Consider the following 17,542-nt stretch of genomic DNA (forward strand, 5'->3'; position numbering starts at 1 on the left):
TTGAACTTCTAGACGTCGTCCGCGCTGATCAGTTCGGCGCGATCCAGTTCTCCGGTCATGTGGGCCACCACGGTGGCGACCGTGGCGTCACCGCTGACATTGGTCACCGTGCGCATCATGTCCATGATCCGGTCGACGCCCGCCACGAACGCGATCGTTTCCAGCGGCACGCCGACGGTGCCGAACACCAGCGCCATCATGATCAGCCCCGCACCCGGAATACCCGCCGCTCCGACCGCGCCCAGCGTGGCGGTGATCGAGATCATGAAATAATCGGTCCAGCTGAGATCGACCCCGAACACCTGCGCGCCGAAGAGCGTGGCCAGGCCCAGATACATCGCCGTGCCGTTCATGTTGATCGTGGCGCCCAGCGACAGCACGAAGCTGGAAACGCTGGGGGAGACGCCGAGATTGCGTTCCGCGCAGCGCATGGTGACGGGCAGCGTGGCGTTGGACGAGGCGGTGGAATAGCTGACCGCCATCGCATCGATGATGCCGCGGAAGAAATCGCGCACCGGCAGGCGCGCCAGCAGCTTGATCATCGCCGAATACATCACGAAGATGATCAGCAGGCAGCCGAGATAGTTGAGGCCGACGAGCTTCGCGAGCGCGATCAGCGCGTCATAACCCAGATTGCCCGCCACCCAGGCCATCAGCGCGAATACGCCGAAGGGCGTCAGCTCCATGACGATAATGGTGACCTTCTGCATCACGACCGAGCCGGAATCGAAGATGCGGCCGACCGGCTCGCCCTCTTCCTTCGCCATCAGGATGCCGATGCCGATGAGGAGAGCAAACACGATGAGCGGCAGCACGTTCACGTCCGCCATCACCTGCACGGGGCTTTGTGGAATGATCGACAGCACCATCTGGCGCCAGCCCTCGCCGGACGGCTCGGGCACCGGCCCCATTTCGATATTGCTGGCATCGACGCCGATACCCGGCTGGATCACGGTACCGAGAAACAGGCCCAGCCAAACCGCGATCTGACCGGTGACCACGAACAGCAGCATCGCGCGCCCGCCAACCGCGCCCAGCTTGCGCAGATCGCCAATCGCGGCGACGCCGGAAACCAGCGAGAAGAAGATGAGGGGGACCACGAGCATCTTGATCGAGGCGATGAACACATCGCCGATGATCTTGATGCTCTCCGATCCCGGACCCCATAGAAGGCCGGTGACGACGCCGAGCACCAAAGCCGCGATCACGCGCTGCCACAGCGGTATCCTGAACCAGGTCTTCATTTCCCACTCCCTTTTCTCCCCCGGACGCTAGCGAGCGGCAGGACGCGGAGCAAGAAAATGGCGCTGTCGATGGAACTTCCGCGGGGGGTTGAGTAATAAAATTACAAGGCGCATAGCGCGGCTAACGAAGCGCTTCGACAGGAACGAGGACGGCGAGGACAGCATGGCAGACGGTGACAAGACGCAATCCGCTAAGGAGGGTGTCGATCCGGCGCTCCTCGACGCTCTGGGCACGGCGTTTCGCGCCAGTGCGCTCCCCGGAGAGGACGAGCATTTCGACGACGAGGCGTGCAGCGCCGCCGCTGCCTTCGTTCTCAAGACCGCCGAGACCCGCACCGCTGGCGAACCCGCGCTGGGAATGGAAAGTCTGACCGGCATCAACGGTCGTCGCCTGATGCGACTCGCCATCGCGAACGACGACATGCCGTTTCTGGTCGATTCGGTGGCGAACGCGATCGCCGGCCAAGGCATCGACATCTATCGGCTGATCCACCCGGTGGTGACCGTGGAGCGCGGCAATAATGGCGTGCTCGAAACCATCCGCAACGAACGCGGCGGGCCGGACCGCGCCGAAAGCTTCATCTATATCGAGATCGAGCGCGTAGACGCCAAACAGCGCCGCGCGCTGGAAGAGATATTGCGCGATGTGCTGCGCGATGTGCGCGCCGCGGTGGACGATTGGCTGAAAATGCAGGTGGCGATGGGCGAAGATGCCGAAGCGCTGCCCGATGGCGACGGCAGCGCGCTTCTGCGCTGGTTCCTCGACCGCAATCTGACATTGGTGGCGCATGAGCGGATCGCACGTGACGGCGGCCGCACCAATTGCCTGGGCGTTGCCCGCGTCGACGACGAGCAGATCCTGTCGGACGAGGCCCGCGAGCGCGCTTTTCAGTGGTTCGACGAGGGCAAGGGCGTGCCGCTGCTGATGAAGGCGAACCGCGTGTCCACCGTGCATCGCGCGGTGCTGATGGACCTGGTGCTTTGCCCGGTACGCGATGGCGACAAGATTGTCGCCATCTCGCTCCACGCGGGCCTCTGGACCAGCGCCGCGCTGGCCACGCCGCCCAGCCGCATCCCCGTGCTGCGCGCGCATCTTGCCAGCCTGATGGACAAGTTCGGCTTCGATCCGTCCGGCCATGCCGGCAAATCGCTGAGCCATGCGCTCACCAGCCTGCCGCATGACCTGCTGATCACCTTCCTTTTGGCCGATCTGGAACGGATCGTCCTCACCAACATGTCGCTGTCGGACCGGCCGCGCCCGAAGCTGCTGACCACCCGCTCCCCGCTCGGTCGGCATCTGTTCGTGTTCGTCTGGCTTCCGCGCGACGATGTCTCCACCTCGATGCGCAAGTCCATCGAGGACATGCTGAAGCGCAGCGCGGACGGCGAAATTTTAAGCTGGTCGATCTCGCTGGAAGACGGGCAAGTGGCGCTCCTGCGCTTCACGCTCAATCTGGACGATCGCAATGCGGTAATCGATGAAGAGGCGCTCGATGCGAAGCTGAAGCGCATGGTGCGCGGCTGGCAGCCCGCGGTAGAATCCGCTCTCGCCGAAACGATCGACGAGAAGCGCGCCGCCGCACTCTCCCTGCGCTATGCCGAGAATTTCGGCACCTCTTATCGCGGTGCCTATAATCCGCATGAGGCGGCCGCCGATATCTTGCGCCTGCATGCGCTGGACGAAGGCCACCGCCGCGGTGCCCGGCTCTATCGCCTGGAGGGCGATCAGGAGCATCAGCTGCGCCTGAAGATCTACCATCTGGGCGGCGCCCTGCCGCTCAGCGATGCGGTGCCCGTGCTGGAAGATTTTGGCTTCGAAGTGCTGGGCGAGATCCCCTCCCCGCTCGGCGACGGCACCTTCGCCTATATCCACGATTTTCTCCTCGGCGTGCGCGATGCCGGCAAGGCCGAGGCGCTGGTGGAGCGCGCCGAGACGATCGAACGCGCCATCACCGCGGAAATCGACGGCAGCGTCGAGAACGATCCATTCAACAGCCTGATCATCTCCGCCGCCTTGGAGCCCGAAGCCGTGGTGTGGCTGCGCGCCTGGTTCCGCTATCTGCGCCAGACCGGCATGAGCTTCTCCATGCAGACAGTGATCGACAGTCTGGCGCGCGCGCCGGAGATCACGCGGCAGCTGATTCACATGTTCCGCGTGCGCCACGATCCCGCTTTCGATGGCGACCGGGAGGGCGAAAGCCAGGCCGCCAACGCCCGTATCGACGAGCTGCTGCTGAACGTCGCGGCGATCGACGAGGACCGCATCTTGCGCAGCCTGCGCTCGGTGGCGCTCGCCGTCCTGCGCACCAATGCCTTTGCGGACAGCGCGGAGGAAGCGCTGGGCTTCAAGATCGAGAGCGCGGCGATCCCCGGTCTGCCCGCACCCGTGCCGTGGCGCGAAATCTTCGTCTATTCCCCGCGCGTCGAGGGCATCCATCTGCGCGCTGGCCCGGTGGCCCGCGGCGGCCTGCGCTGGTCCGACCGGCGCGACGATTTCCGCACCGAGATCCTGGGGCTGATGAAGGCGCAGCGCGTGAAAAATGCGGTGATCGTGCCGACGGGCGCCAAGGGCGGCTTCTTTCCCAAGCGCCTGCCCAATCCGGCCGAGGACCGCGACGCGTGGATCGCCGAGGGCACCGAGTGCTACAAGATCTTCATCCGCACGCTGCTGTCGATCACCGACAATATCGTCGAGGATAAGGTGGTGCACCCCGATCAGGTGGTCATCCATGACGGCGAAGACCCCTATTTCGTGGTCGCCGCCGACAAGGGCACGGCAACCTTCAGCGACACCGCCAACGCCATCGCGATCGAGCGCGGCTTCTGGCTGGGCGATGCCTTCGCCAGCGGCGGCAGCAACGGATATGATCACAAGGCGATGGGCATCACCGCCAAGGGCGCGTGGATTTCCGTGCAGCGTCACTTCGCCGAAATGGGCGTGGACGTGCAGGAAGAAAGCGTGCGCGTATGCGGCGTGGGCGACATGTCCGGCGACGTGTTCGGCAACGGCATGCTGCTGTCGAAGGCGATCAAGCTAGTCGCCGCGTTCGACCATCGCCACATCTTCCTCGACCCCGATCCCGATCCCGCCAAGAGCTGGGATGAGCGCAAGCGCCTGTTCGATCTGCCCCGCTCCAGCTGGGAAGATTATGACAAGAAGCTGATCTCCAAGGGCGGCGGCGTGTTCGCCCGCTCCGAAAAGAGCATCAAGCTTTCCAAGCAGGTTCGCGAGATGTTGGCCATCGAGGAGGAGACGGTAGATCCCGCCCGCCTCATGTCCGCGATCCTGAAGATGCAGGCGGATCTGCTTTGGTTTGGCGGCATCGGCACCTATGTGAAGGCCAAGGCCGAAGGCCATATCGACGTGGGCGATCCCGCCAACGATCCGATCCGCGTCAATGCCGAGGATCTGAACGTGCGGGTGATCGGTGAGGGCGCGAACCTGGCAGTCACGCAGGGCGCGCGCATCGCGTTCGATCTGAAGGGCGGCCGTATCAATGCCGACTTCATCGACAATAGCGCGGGCGTCGACTGTTCGGACAAGGAAGTGAACATCAAGATCGCGCTCAATACCGAGCTGCGCGACGGCAATCTGAAGGAGGACAAGCGCAACGCCCTCCTGAAGTCCATGACCGATGCGGTCTCCGAAATCGTGCTGGAGGACAATCGGCACCAGGCGCTCGGCATCTCCATCGCCGAAAATGACGGCACCGAGGGCCTGGCAAGCTATGTGCGCCTGATCGAGACGTTCGAGGGCGAAGGGCGGCTGGACCGCGCGGTCGAGGGGCTGCCCGGAAATGAGGAGCTGCTGCGCCGCGGCCAGGATCAGGAGGGCATGACGCGCCCCGAGCTCGCCGTGTTGCTCGCCACCGGCAAACTGGCGCTGCAGGATTCGATCGAAGGCACGGTGAAGCTGGACGACGGCTCGCTCGACGACGAGCTGCTTTCTGCCTTCCCGGAAGCGATGCGCAAGGCGCACCGCGACGCGATCCTAAACCATCGCCTGCGCGGTGAAATCATCGCCACGCGGATTGCCAACCGCATGGTCAACCGCCTCAACATCATCTACCCGTTCGAGCTGGCCGAGGAGGAAGGCGCATCGCCCGGCGATGTCGCAAACGCGTTCATCGTGGTCGAGCGTCTGTTCGGCCTGCAACAGCTGTGGGACGAGCTGGACCGGACCGCGATGGACGAGCAGGCCCGGCTGGATCTGTTCGACATGCTGGCCATGGCGGCACGCTCCCACATCGCGGACCTGATGCGGACCGACCATGCGGCCAAGCCGATCGGCGAGATCGTCGCGCAGCTTGAGGAAGGCGTCGGCAAACTGACCGTTGATGTGGACGAGCTTCTGTCCGATCGCGCCTGCGAGATCGCCAGCAACCAGACCGAAGCGATGGTGGCCGAAGGTGCCCCGCGCGAGCTCGCCGAGAACGTAACGCATCTCTATAAGGCGGACGGCGCGATCGGCATCGCCGACCTTGCCCGCCAGCGCGAAATCCCCGCGCGGGAAGTCGGCGCGGCGTTCATCAAGGTGGGCGATATGCTGGGCCTAGGATGGGCGCAGACAACCGCCAACACGATGAGCCCCGCCGATCCGTGGGAGCGCCTGCTCGCCGCTGGCCTCGCCCGCGATTTCCAGCAGATGCGGCTCGATTTCCTGCGCCGTGCGCGCTCCAAGGATCTCGCGCAGTTCGTCGACAATTGGGCGCAGGGACGCGAGGAACGCATCGCGCAGTTCACCGGCCTGATCGAGCGCGCGCAGAAGGCGCCGGTAGCCAGCGTGCCGATGCTGGCGCAGATCGCTGGCCAAGCGCGGGTGCTTCTGGGACGGTAAAACTCTCCCCACATCGTTCGTGCTGAGCCTGTCGAAGCACCGTTCTTTTTCGCCACCTCAGCGCAAAAGAACGGCTCTTCGACAAGCTCAGGGCGAACGGTTTTTTGGAAACTCCGGGCGTTAAACCAGCACGTCCACCAGATGGATGGTCACGCCCACCAAGCCGCCGACCAGCGTGCCGTTGATGCGGATATATTGCAGATCGCGGCCCACGGCGGTCTCCACCCGCTCGGTGATCGTGCGGGCCTCCCAACCGCGCACGGTGTCCGATACCAGCCGCACAATATTGTCTCCATAAGCAGAGGTGACGCCGGTGATCGCACGGCGTGCAAAGCGGTTGATCTGCCGTTTGAGGACAGGGTCTTCCTGCAATGTCTGGCCGAACTGGGATAGCATCTCGCCCAGCTTGCCCGCCATTGCCGCATCGGGATCACGCGCCGCCGACAGGAGCGCCCGGCGGGCCTGTTCCCACAGCCCGTTGATCCAGTCCGCCACCGCCGGATTGGCGAGCAGTTCCGCCTTCATCCGCGCCACCTTGGCGGCCATTTCCGGATCGTGGGTCAGATCGTCCGCCAGCCGCGCGAGCCCCTCTTCCACCCGCCCGCGCAAGGGATGCTCAGGATCGGCGTCCATATCGATCAGAAGCTTCTGCAGCCCACTGATGATGGCGTTGGCCAGCGTTTCGTCCAGCCCCGTCCAGCGCATGATGCTATTCGCCTTCTCATGCACCATATTGCGGATGAGATGTTCGTTGTCGTCCAGCGTCAGCGCCGCCCAGCGGATGCCCGCGCTGATCACCGGCAGATGACGCTTGCGCGCGATCATCGCGCCCAGCATCTGGCCCAGCAGCGGCGCGACGTTCATCTTTTCCAGCTGCCCGCGGACCGCACCCTTGGCCATGCCGCCGAGCCGTTCCTGATCGAGCGCGCCGACCACGTCCGCGATCAGGCGGGACGCGCCGCGGCGGATGCGCCCCTCGCCCGAACTGGGATGGCGTAGAAAACGCCCCGCCGCGCCCGCAACGTCGATCCGCCGCAGCCGCCGCGCCACCACGCGAGGGGTGAGGAAATTGTCGCGCAGGAAAGCGGCCAGCGTATCGCCGATCCGGTCCTTGTTGCGCGGTATGATTGCGGTATGCGGGATCGGCAGCCCTAGCGGGTGGCGGAACAGCGCGGTAACCGCGAACCAGTCGGCCAGCCCGCCGACCATCCCGGCCTCGGCAAAGGCGCGCACATAGCCCCAGGCGGGGTGCATCGGCTCCAGCGCGCGGGCGACGAAGAAAATGCCCGCCATCAGAATGAGTAGCGCGGTGGCGATGCGGCGCATACGCCGGAAGGCGGCGAGGCGCTGCGCCTCGGCCATGGGTCCGGCTATCGCCGCTGATCGGCCGATGGGCTTCATATTCAAAGGCCTAGCCCAGCGTGGCGGCGCTTGCCAAGCACCGCGCCGTTATTCGGCAGGCAACGCGCCCCCGCCCTCGCCCCGTGCGCGGGCCCGGTCGAGCTCCAGCGAGCGTTCCTTGTCGCCCGGCTGATAGGTCAGGATCTTGCCGAACCACAGCCCCATGCGCTTCTCGATGCTGTCCGCCAGACTGAAGCTGGCCGGCACGATCAGGAGGGTAAGCAGCGTGCTGAGGACCAGACCGCCGATCACCACCGTCCCCATCGGCGCGCGCCATGCCCCGTCGCCGGACAGCGAGAGCGCGGTCGGCACCATGCCCGCCGTCATCGCCACGGTGGTCATCACAATCGGCTGCGCGCGCTTATGCCCTGCCTCCATGATCGCCGCGAACTTCTCCTTGCCCGTCGCCATTTCCTCCAGCGCAAAGTCGATCAGCAGGATCGAGTTCTTGCCGACGATACCAAGCAACATGAGCAGGCCAATATAGACCGGCATGGAAATGGGCTGTCCGACGATCAGCAGCGCAAGCAACCCGCCGAGCGGGGCCAGCAGCAACGATCCCATGTTCACCAGCGGCGACATGAAGCGCTTGTAGAGCAGCACCAGCACCGCGAAGACCAGAAGGATGCCGGCGATCACCGCGATAATCACGTTGGTGATCAGTTCGGCCTGCCATTCCTGCTGGCCGAAGGCTTCGTTCGATACACCCTGCGGCAGGTTCTTCATGATCGGCAACGCGTTGATCTGCTCATAGGCGGTGCCTGTCACTACGCCGGGTGCCAGGTCCGCGCCCACGAACACGCGGCGCTGCTGGTTGTAGCGCTGGATCGTCGTCGGGCCGGAGCCGAAGCGGATATCCGCAACGCGCGACAGCGGCACCGATCCGCCTGTGGCGGTGGGCACCGGCAGATTCTCGATGGTCGACAGGCTCTCGCGCGATGTTTTGGGTAGCATCACGCGGATCGGGATTTGCCGGTCCGACAGCGAGAATTTGGCCGCGTTCTGATCGATTTCGCCCAGGGTCGCGATGCGGATCGCCTGGCTGAGCTGCGCCGTGGTGACACCGAGCGAAGCGGCCAGCTGCATATGCGGTTCAATGATCAACTCGGGCCGCTTCAGATCGGCGGCGATACGCGGCGCCTGAACCGTTTTCAGGCCCTGCATCTGCTGCACCAGCGTGCTCGCCGTGCGGTTCAGCAATTCCGGATTGCTGCCGGTCAGCATGATCGAAATCTCGCGGCCCGTCCCGCCGCCGCCATTCTGCGCGCCGAAGGACACGCGCGCGTCCGGAATATTTTGCAACAGCGGCGCGGTCTGCCGCTCGAACTCGGTCGAGGTCCGCTCGCGATCGGCTTTCAGATCGACATAGAGCGTCGCATTGCCTTCGCGCACGCGCTCCAGCGCCAGCTCCACCTCGGGCTGCTTATACAGGATCGTCGCCACGCGGTCCGCCACCGCTTCGGTCTGTTCCAGTGTGGTGCCCGGCACCATCTCGATCTCGACACGGCTATCGTCGCTATCGACATTCGGCTGGAACTGCTGCGGAATGGTCATCAGCAGCACGACAGTGAGTACCAGCGCGGCTCCGGCCACCATCGTCATCCAGACGCGGTGATCAAGGACCATGCTGAAGACCTTGCGCAGCCGGCCGCCGCCCTCGCGGAAACGCTTGGCCTTGCTCTCGTCAAGCGACCAGCGCAGCACGCCCATATACATGTCCATAAGCCGTCCCTCGCCGTGCGAGGCATGGCCCTTGGCCTTCAGGAAATAGGCAGCGACCATTGGCGTAATGAGACGCGCGACCGCAAGGCTGATGAGCACGGCCACGACGACCGTGATGCCGAAATTCTTGAAGAACTCACCGGAGATTCCGGGCATCAAACCGACGGGCAGGAACACCGCCACGATCGAGAAGGTGGTGGCGACCACGGCAAGGCCAATCTCGTCCGCCGCATCGATCGAAGCCTGATAGGCGGATTTGCCCATGCGCATATGGCGCACGATATTCTCGATCTCCACGATGGCGTCATCGACAAGGACACCGGCCACCAGACCGAGCGCGAGCAACGAGAGCGAGTTCAGGTTGAAACCGAGCAGATCCATGAACCAGAAGGTCGGGATCGCGGACAGCGGGATGGCAAGCGCGGAAATCAACGTCGCGCGCCAATCCCGCAGGAACAGAAGCACCACGATCACCGCGAGCACCGCGCCCTCGATCATCGCATCGATCGAGCTGTGATACTGGTCCTTGGTGTATTTGACGGTGGAGAAGAGCTGGATGAACTTGACGCCCGGATTCTCTTTTTCCAGCGCTTTGATCTGCTCCATCGCATTGTCGTAAACGGTGACGTCGGATGCGCCGCGTGCGCGCGAGATGGCGAAGTTCACCACCTCCTTGTCGCGCACCTTGCTGATCGAGGTGCGTTCGGAATAGCTGTCCGAAACCTTGGCGACATCGCTGAGCCGGATGGTGCGGCCATTGCCCAGCGGGATGCGCGTCTGCGACAGGGCGTAGGCATCGTCGGCATTGCCGAGGATGCGGACCGATTGGCGCGATCCGGCAATCTGCGCGCGGCCGCCCGCGGCATCGATATTGGTCTGACGCAGCGCTGCGTTGATCTGGCTGGCGGTGACGCCGAGCGCCTGCATGCGCGGCAGATCAAGCACCACGCGAATTTCGCGGTCCACGCCGCCGAAGCGATCGACCTCCGCCATGCCTTCCACGGAAAGGAGGCGCTTGGCGACGGTATCGTCGATGAACCAGCTCAGCTGCTCCAGCGTCATGTCGTTCGCTTCGACCGCAAAAATACCCAGCGGGCCGCCGCCGGTGACGTCCACCTTGGACACACGCGGCTCAATGATCCCGTCGGGCAGCGAGCCGCGAACCTGATCGACCGCGTTCTTCACCTCGTTCACCGCATCGTTGGGATCGATACCGATCTCGAACTCGATGAAGGTGTTGCTGTTGCCCTCGGACGCCGTGGAGTTGAGGTTCTTCACGCCGTTGATGTTGCGCACCGCCGATTCGACGATCTGCGTTACCTGGTTCTCGATCTCGGTCGGCGCGGCGCCGGGCTGCGAGATATTCACCGTCACCGCCGGAAACTCGACGTCGGGATTGTTGACGATGTCCATCCGCGCGAAGCTTAGGATACCGGCCAGGGTCAGGCCGATAAAGAGCACGATCGAAACGACCGGGTTGCGGATCGACCAGGCGGAGATGTTGCGGAAATTCATGAGTGCTTACTGCCCCGCCGGCGCTTCTAGATCAGCCGGTTCGTCATCGCGCGCCGTCTGACGGGCGATGCCCTTCTGTCGGCGCGGCTGCACCGTCTCGCCCGGATTGAGGAACCCGGCGGCGTAGAGCACCACCTGCTCATTACCGGAAAGGCCGCTGGCAATGGTCAGGCCCGCATCGGTTACGGTGCCGATGGTCACGCCGCGCCGCTCGATCTTGTTGCCGGGGCCGACGATGTAGACAAAATTGCCCTTTTCATCGCTCTGTACCGCGCTTTCGGGAAGAACCGGCGCGGAGACTGCACCGGCACGGATCAGCGCATTGGCAAAACCACCGGGGCGCAAGGACTTGTCATAGGACAAGGCAATGCGCGCGATGCCCTGGCGCGACTGGGGGTCAATGGTGGGGGAGACCTGCCAGATCTGCCCGTTCAATGTTTCCGTGGTGCCGACCGGCATCACCTGCGCCGGCACACCGACGGATATCTGTGCCAGATCATCCTCGCTCAGCTGTGCCTGCATCTCCATCTGGCCGCCCGCGGCCATGCGGAACAGCGTGCCGGAACCCTGGGTGACGATCTGGCCAGGCTGCACATTGCGTTCCAAAATGATGCCGCTTGTGGGGGCCACCACATTGAGCCGGGCGTTACGCGCCTGCGCTTCGTTCAGCGAGGCGCGCGCCACGCGAAGCTGCGCCTGCGCGCGCTCTTTCTCGGCGGTCAGACGATCGACATCGGCCTGACTGATGAAACCGCGGTCGACGAGTTGGAGGGCGCGATTGAGCTGCGCCTGCGCAAGGTTGAGGCTGGATTCGGCCACGCTGATCTGCGCGCGGAGCCCCTCGACCTGCTGGTTTTGCACCGACCGGTCTACAGCGGCTAGTACCTGCCCCTGCTTCACCCAGTCGCCGGCATTGACATAAACCTGTGTCACCCGGCCACCTTCTCCAACAATACCGACAGGCGTGTCGAACCGCGCACCGATGGTGCCAGTGGCGTTAATGGCGTTCACCACGGTGTTGCTGCCAGGCGCGACCACCGTCACCACGGGTGCCTCCTGTCCGCCGGCCTCTCCGCCCGCCGCAGCCGCATCGGCTGCAGGCTCTTCGCCGCGCGTGAAGAAATAACCGGCAATGCCGAGGACCAGCACGATCGCGATGATGGCGATAATGACCGTGCGCTTGCGCCTACGGGCCAGCCGCTCTTCACGGGCAGCTTCCACACCGGGGGATTCCATCTCGTTCGTGATCGTCGATTCGTAGTTCATTGCCATCTGCCCGTTCGCCCCTTTGCGGCCCGTTCCGGCCTGCAAGCGGAGCTGTATTATCCGAATAACTCAGTCACCGCAAGCGCCTCGCAAACGCCGCGCATTTGCGCAAGGTCATCGCATGGTGCGCCTTAACGTCAGCAGACCTTTTGGAAAAAGGAATTGGTCAGGCGCTGTCCGAGGTTCGACAAACGACGTGCCGGGCGGGAAGCGCATGGGCCGGCGCGGGCAAGGAACTTGCTCGCTCATTAAAAAAAAAGGGCTGCCGAAGCAGCCCTTTTCCTTCACCTGACCGCATCTGCGGCCGGTATTGAGTTGCGCTTAGCGAATACGCTTGCGCTGAATAAGGTTGGCGATCGCCAGCAGGATCACCGCGCCGACGAACGACATCAGCAGGCCGGGGATGCTGAAGCTCGTGAGGGTCGAGCCGATACCGAACAACGCGGTTCCAACCCAGCCGCCGATCAACGCGCCGATCAGGCCAACGACGATGTTCCAGAAGATGCCCATGGATGCATCACGACCCATGACCATGCTGGCAAGCCAGCCGATGATTCCGCCTACGATAATGGCTATAATCCAGCCCATTACACTTCCTCCTGCTTCACAGATGGGCCGGTTACGCTTGCCCGTCTTTCTGCAGGTTTCAATCAACCGTTAGGATAAAGGTTCCGCAAGCATAACGAAAAGCGCCCGCCAGAAAATGCTGACGGGCGCTCCGAATGGCTATGGTGCTGGAGAAGGCGACTGAGCAAGTGCCCGAGGGCATCAATATTTCTGCTGGCGCTCGTAAAGATCGCGATAATGCTGGATGCGCGTGACGCGCAGGCCCGGCATGCCCGATCGGTCGACGGCACGTTGCCAGCCGGCAAATTCCTCCAGTGTCAGATCATAGCGCTCGCACGCTTCATCCACAGTGAGGAGCCCGCCATTGACCGCGGCAACGACCTCGGCCTTGCGGCGCACGACCCAGCGGCGCGTGGTGACCGGCGGAAGATCGGCGATCGTCAGCGGCTCGCCGAGCGGACCGATTACCTGGGCCGGTTTGATTTTCTGGTTCTCGATCATTTCATTCCCCCAGAATGAGCGGCCATAGCGGCCCCTGGTGTTGGAGGTTCCTTACCCGTCATGTTCCTGCCAGATGTTGAAGCGCCAAGGTAAACAGGGTCTTTACGAGCCGCCGTCCGTCCGGCGAACGGAGCGAACGGACCGGCGAAGCGAGGCGAAGCGCCGCAGCGCCCTGCAAAAAAGTCGATTCGATCGTCCATCGTCCCCACCAGAAGGAAGCCCCGACGATCGCGCCGTGCGGACGTCCGCTCGCGCAGCCCCGGCGCGGCCAGTACGGCGCGCAAGGTCGCATAGTCGATGGCAGAGAGCGGGCTCCTCGCGCTGTCGAACTGCTGATGTGAGGGTATGTCCATACCCCCTCATTAGCTGCGAGAGGATAAGCTTCCGTAAAAATGCGGTTCAGCCGCCATTAGCTTTGGTTAACGCAGCCTTGTCGATTCGGCACGATGCAACCGTGCCCCCGCCGCGTTGCATCGCGGCCGCCGCTGGCAATTTTGCCCCGGCAGGACTATGTGCGCGGCCATGACGCAGATTGCAGATTTCCAGCTTGGTGACGATCTTACCGGCAAGCGTATCGTCGTTGCGATGTCGGGCGGCGTCGACAGCTCCGTCGTGGCCGCGCTCGCCGCGCGATCGGGCGCGGAAACCATCGGCGTGACGCTGCAGCTCTACGATCACGGTGCCGCGGTGCAGCGTGCCGGCTCCTGCTGCGCGGGCCAGGACATCCGCGATGCGCGCGCTGTCGCCGACAAGCTGGGCATCGCGCATTATGTGTTCGACCATGAAAGCCGCTTCCGGGATTCGGTGATCGACCAGTTCGCGGACGATTATGCGAACGGCCGCACGCCGATTCCCTGCGTCCAGTGCAACATGGGCGTGAAGTTCACCGATCTGCTTTCGCTCGCGCGGGATCTTGGCGCCGATTGCCTGGCCACCGGCCACTATGTGCGCCGGGAAATGGGCGCTGGCGGGGCCGAGCTGCACCGCGCCGCCGATCCGGCGCGCGATCAGAGCTATTTCCTGTTCGCCACCACGCGCGATCAGCTCGATTATCTGCGCTTTCCGCTGGGCGCGATGCCCAAGGCCGACGTGCGCGATCTTGCGCGCGAGGTTGCCCTGCCCGTCGCGGCCAAGCCCGACAGCCAGGACATCTGCTTCGTGCCCGATGGCGATTATGCGCGCATCGTGCGCAAGCTGCGCCCGGAAGCGGGCGAAGAAGGCGCGATCGTCGATTTGTCCGGTCGCGAGCTTGGCCGGCACAAGGGCATCATCCACTATACCGTCGGCCAACGCCGCGGGCTGGATATCGGCGGACAGGCCGAGCCACTTTACGTCGTGCGCATCGATGCGGCGCAGCGGCAGGTGGTGGTCGGCCCCAAGGCCGCGCTGGCCGTGGCAGGCGCCGAGCTGAGCGATATCAACTGGATCGGCGGGGAGCGGGACGGCCCACTTACCGCCAAGGTGCGTTCGCTCGCCAAGCCCGTGCCTGCGCGGCTGGAAGGAAACCGCATTCTGTTTGATGAACCCGAATATGGCGTCGCTCCGGGGCAAGCCGCCGTGCTCTATCGGGGAACGCAAGTGCTCGGCGGCGGTTGGATCGAGACAACCCTGGCGGCAAAGGATCAACTGGCCGCCTGAACGATTCACGCGGAAACGATGCCGGAACAGCGGGCATGGTTGACCCCGAAAGAGGCATGCCATGACTGAAAATGATCTCCCCACCGCCGGAATGTCCGACACCGGACGAGCAAATCTCCAGCAAATTCTGGATCACAGCGATGACGGTGCGAACCTGATCCTTCAGGCGCTCGGCCAGACGCGCATGGCCATGTGCGTCACCGATCCGCGCCAAGGCGACAACCCGATCATCTTCGCCAATCCCAGCTTTTACGAGATGACGCGCTATGATGAGAGCGATGTGGTCGGTAACAACTGCCGCATGCTTCAGGGCGAAGGCACCGATCCTTCGCACATCGCCAAGATGCGCGATCTGATCCGGAACGAGAAGACGGGCGTCGTCGAACTGCTCAATTATCGCAAGGACGGCACCAGCTTCTGGAACGCGGTGCATATCGGCCCGATTTACGACCGGGAGGGACGGCTCGTCTATTTCTACGGGACGCAGTGGGATGTCAACAATGTGGTCGCCGCGCGCGTGGCCGATCAGCAGTTCCGGATGATCAACCGAGAGCTGAACCATCGCATGAAGAATGTGTTTGCGGTGATCGCCTCGATTGTAACCATGTCCTCGCGCGGGATGGATAGCGCGCAGGACGCCGCCGATATCGCGCGCGACCGGATCGTGGCGCTGGGCCGCGCCCATGAAGCCACCATCGGTATGAGCATGGACGACAGCGGCATTCAACTGCGCGATATGGTGGCCGAAGTCTTGAGCCCGTTTCACCGCGCGACATCGTCCGACGCGCATATCGAGGGCAAGCCGATCGAGTTACCGCGCGACGCGATCACGCCGATGGGCCTGGTGCTGCACGAACTGGCGACCAACAGTGCCAAACACGGTTTCCTCGGCAACCGCGCGCAGGAGCTGACCATTCGCTGGGAGCTGAGCCGGGACGAAAGCGGCATGCTCGACTTCCTGTGGGAAGAGCGCTTCGAGGATCCCGGTACCGTCGACTCTGTGCATGAAGGATCGGGCACGCAGATCATCCGCACCGTATTGGCCGCAGTGCACGCCAGCTTCGAACGCAAGCTCGAAGAGAATTACTGGCGCTCACGCATCCGTCTGCCGATGACCAACCCGGTGCAGATCAAACCGTTCGAGATCTGACGCGCGAAAGCGGGCGGACAGCCTCAGTCTACTGCGTCCAGTTCCTCCGGCGTCAGCAGCACGCAGCCGAAATCGCCGCGCTTTTCCGCTGCCGCCTCGGCCAGCAGCGGCACCGAAGCGAACATGCGTTTGTTCGCAGGATCATCGCGCATCGACACGATTTCAGTACCCGGTTCGTTATCCGTCTCACAGCTTTGCAGGCTGCGTCCCTCGACATAGCGGCAGGAACAGGCAACGCGGGCAGTGTAGCGCGCGCCAAGTTCTGCCTGCATGCTCAGCGAGCGCCATTGCCAGATCAGCAATGCGCCTGCGATCAGCACCAGCAGCGCAGCGATGCGCACCGGCCAATACCACCAGTGGCGCGCGCGGGGATCAACACTTGTCATCAAAGGGCTCACTGGTGCAGGTCATCGCGCGCATGCCTAGGAACAAATCGCTTTATCCCGCAACCGCTTTCGCGGCCCTTCTGCTGCTCGCGGGCTGCGGATCGGACACCCCTGTCGCCCCGCCGCCGCCCGATCCGTGCGACGCGCGCTGCGACTATATCGCCATGGACAGCCCGGTGGACCGCGCTGCGCTCGATGCTCGGATCGAGCCGCTGTTCAGCGATCCCGCGCAGGCCGAAACGCGCGCCCTCGTGATCATGCGCTACGGCAAGCCGGTGGCTGAGCGTTACGCGCCGGGATATTCCGCCGACACGCCGCTCATCAGCTGGTCGATGGAAAAGAGCGTGACCGCCGTCCTCATCGGCATGCTGGTGGCCGACGGGCGGCTGAAGCTGGACGATCCCGCGCCCATTGCCGAATGGCAGAGCCCGGGCGATCCGCGCCGCAACATCACGCTGCGCCATCTGTTGCACATGGCGAGCGGACTCGATCATACCGAGGGGCTCGATCCTGCCGAACCCGGCGAGATTTACGATGGCGACACGGTGTGCATGCTGTTCCTCGACGGCGCGGACGATATGGCCCGCTATGCCGAAAGTCGCCCGATGGAGGCGCGCGCGGGCGAAAAGTTCGAATATAGCTCGGCCACCACGGTGATCCTCGCCGATATCATCGCGCGCGAGCTGACCGACAGCAAAAATCCGCGCGTGCGGATGGAGGCGGTTCGTCGCTTCGCTTATGGCCGGTTGTTCGAGCCGCTGCGCATGAACAGCGCAAAAATCGAATTCGACCGGGCCGGCACAATGATCGGCGGATCGATCATGCACGCCACCGCGCGCGACTGGGCGAAGTTCGGCGAGTTTCTGCGCAATGGCGGCTCGATCGGCGGGGCGCAGCTGATCCCGCGCAAATGGATCGAGTTCATGCGCACGCCCTCGCCCACCAACGCGGTTTACGGCGGCCATATCTGGCTGAACGCACGCGCCGGGGCGGATGGTTTGCCGATCCTGTTTCCGGATGAAGCGCCCGCCACCACCTTCGCCGCGCTCGGCCATCTCGGCCAATATGTCATCGTTTCGCCCGAACAGGGGCTGACGGTGGTGCGCCTTGGAAAGACGCCCGATGAGGGGCGTCAGGCGGCGCGCGATCAGCTGGGCCGCATCGTGAACCTGTTTCCGGTAAGGTAGAGCGCGTGACTGACTACACCGTCATTGCGAGGAGCCGAAGGCGACGAAGCAATCCAGGGCCGATTCAGCGCTGCGCACGCACTGGATTGCTTCGGCCTGCGGCCTCGCAATGACGATGAGCTAAAGTC

The 17,542-nt window shown here is 63.8% G+C and carries 11 protein-coding genes; 4 read left to right on the plus strand and 7 right to left on the minus strand.

The window, feature by feature from the left end:
* Nucleotides 1–8 precede the first annotated feature (8 nt).
* A complete protein-coding gene (locus tag H7X45_RS08500; RefSeq protein ID WP_187334479.1) occupies nt 9–1,244 on the minus strand; it encodes a dicarboxylate/amino acid:cation symporter in 1,236 nt (411 codons plus the stop codon).
* 163 nt (nt 1,245–1,407) lie between these two features.
* Between H7X45_RS08500 and H7X45_RS08505 the strand changes: the two genes are divergently transcribed.
* Nucleotides 1,408–6,081: an NAD-glutamate dehydrogenase gene (locus H7X45_RS08505; RefSeq protein WP_187334480.1), complete on the plus strand. Its 4,674-nt coding sequence runs from the start codon at nt 1,408–1,410 to the stop codon at nt 6,079–6,081.
* Nucleotides 6,082–6,201: 120 nt separating this feature from the next.
* Here the strand turns inward: H7X45_RS08505 and H7X45_RS08510 are convergent, their stop codons facing one another.
* The 5 genes from H7X45_RS08510 to sciP form a co-directional block, all read right to left on the minus strand.
* Nucleotides 6,202–7,443 carry a DUF445 domain-containing protein gene (locus H7X45_RS08510; protein ID WP_246449861.1) on the minus strand — a complete coding sequence of 414 codons (1,242 nt, stop codon included), beginning with the start codon at nt 7,441–7,443 and terminating at the stop codon, nt 6,202–6,204.
* Between the two features lie 87 nt (nt 7,444–7,530).
* On the minus strand, nt 7,531–10,719 hold the full coding sequence (locus H7X45_RS08515) for an efflux RND transporter permease subunit (RefSeq protein ID WP_187334481.1): 3,189 nt from the start codon (nt 10,717–10,719) through the stop codon (nt 7,531–7,533).
* A gap of 6 nt (nt 10,720–10,725) precedes the next feature.
* Nucleotides 10,726–11,985, minus strand: coding sequence for an efflux RND transporter periplasmic adaptor subunit (locus H7X45_RS08520; RefSeq protein ID WP_187334482.1), 1,260 nt, complete (start codon nt 11,983–11,985; stop codon nt 10,726–10,728).
* Nucleotides 11,986–12,306: 321 nt separating this feature from the next.
* Nucleotides 12,307–12,573 (minus strand): GlsB/YeaQ/YmgE family stress response membrane protein, encoded by a 267-nt coding sequence (locus H7X45_RS08525; RefSeq protein ID WP_187334483.1) that lies wholly within the window; start codon nt 12,571–12,573, stop codon nt 12,307–12,309.
* 180 nt (nt 12,574–12,753) lie between these two features.
* On the minus strand, nt 12,754–13,053 hold the full coding sequence (gene sciP, locus H7X45_RS08530; protein WP_187334484.1) for a CtrA inhibitor SciP: 300 nt from the start codon (nt 13,051–13,053) through the stop codon (nt 12,754–12,756).
* Nucleotides 13,054–13,575: 522 nt separating this feature from the next.
* Between sciP and mnmA the strand changes: the two genes are divergently transcribed.
* Together mnmA and H7X45_RS08540 are read left to right on the plus strand one after the other, a co-directional pair.
* Nucleotides 13,576–14,691, plus strand: coding sequence for a tRNA 2-thiouridine(34) synthase MnmA (gene mnmA / locus H7X45_RS08535; RefSeq protein ID WP_246449406.1), 1,116 nt, complete (start codon nt 13,576–13,578; stop codon nt 14,689–14,691).
* A 61-nt stretch (nt 14,692–14,752) separates the two neighbouring features.
* A complete protein-coding gene (locus tag H7X45_RS08540; protein ID WP_187334486.1) occupies nt 14,753–15,841 on the plus strand; it encodes a PAS domain-containing protein in 1,089 nt (362 codons plus the stop codon).
* A 23-nt stretch (nt 15,842–15,864) separates the two neighbouring features.
* Here H7X45_RS08540 and H7X45_RS08545 read toward each other — a convergent pair whose 3' ends face one another.
* A complete protein-coding gene (locus tag H7X45_RS08545) occupies nt 15,865–16,227 on the minus strand; it encodes a hypothetical protein (protein ID WP_246449407.1) in 363 nt (120 codons plus the stop codon).
* 32 nt (nt 16,228–16,259) lie between these two features.
* Here H7X45_RS08545 and H7X45_RS08550 point away from each other — a divergent pair, with 32 nt between their 5' ends.
* Complete coding sequence (locus H7X45_RS08550) at nt 16,260–17,414, plus strand: serine hydrolase domain-containing protein (protein WP_187334487.1); 1,155 nt, start codon at nt 16,260–16,262, stop codon at nt 17,412–17,414.
* Nucleotides 17,415–17,542 lie beyond the last annotated feature (128 nt).

Source organism: Novosphingopyxis iocasae (assembly GCF_014334095.1).
Classification (GTDB): Bacteria; Pseudomonadota; Alphaproteobacteria; order Sphingomonadales; family Sphingomonadaceae; genus Novosphingopyxis; species Novosphingopyxis iocasae.

Coding starts and splice junctions, on each gene's coding strand:
- H7X45_RS08500 (WP_187334479.1), bottom strand. CDS start 1,244: ATGAAGACCTGGTTCAGGATACCGCTGTGGCAGCGCGTGATCGCGGCT.
- H7X45_RS08545 (WP_246449407.1), bottom strand. CDS start 16,227: ATGACAAGTGTTGATCCCCGCGCGCGCCACTGGTGGTATTGGCCGGTG.
- H7X45_RS08525 (WP_187334483.1), bottom strand. CDS start 12,573: ATGGGCTGGATTATAGCCATTATCGTAGGCGGAATCATCGGCTGGCTT.
- H7X45_RS08515 (WP_187334481.1), bottom strand. CDS start 10,719: ATGAATTTCCGCAACATCTCCGCCTGGTCGATCCGCAACCCGGTCGTT.
- H7X45_RS08520 (WP_187334482.1), bottom strand. CDS start 11,985: ATGAACTACGAATCGACGATCACGAACGAGATGGAATCCCCCGGTGTG.
- H7X45_RS08540 (WP_187334486.1), top strand. CDS start 14,753: ATGACTGAAAATGATCTCCCCACCGCCGGAATGTCCGACACCGGACGA.
- H7X45_RS08510 (WP_246449861.1), bottom strand. CDS start 7,443: ATGGCCGAGGCGCAGCGCCTCGCCGCCTTCCGGCGTATGCGCCGCATC.
- H7X45_RS08505 (WP_187334480.1), top strand. CDS start 1,408: ATGGCAGACGGTGACAAGACGCAATCCGCTAAGGAGGGTGTCGATCCG.
- H7X45_RS08550 (WP_187334487.1), top strand. CDS start 16,260: ATGCCTAGGAACAAATCGCTTTATCCCGCAACCGCTTTCGCGGCCCTT.
- mnmA (WP_246449406.1), top strand. CDS start 13,576: ATGACGCAGATTGCAGATTTCCAGCTTGGTGACGATCTTACCGGCAAG.
- sciP (WP_187334484.1), bottom strand. CDS start 13,053: ATGATCGAGAACCAGAAAATCAAACCGGCCCAGGTAATCGGTCCGCTC.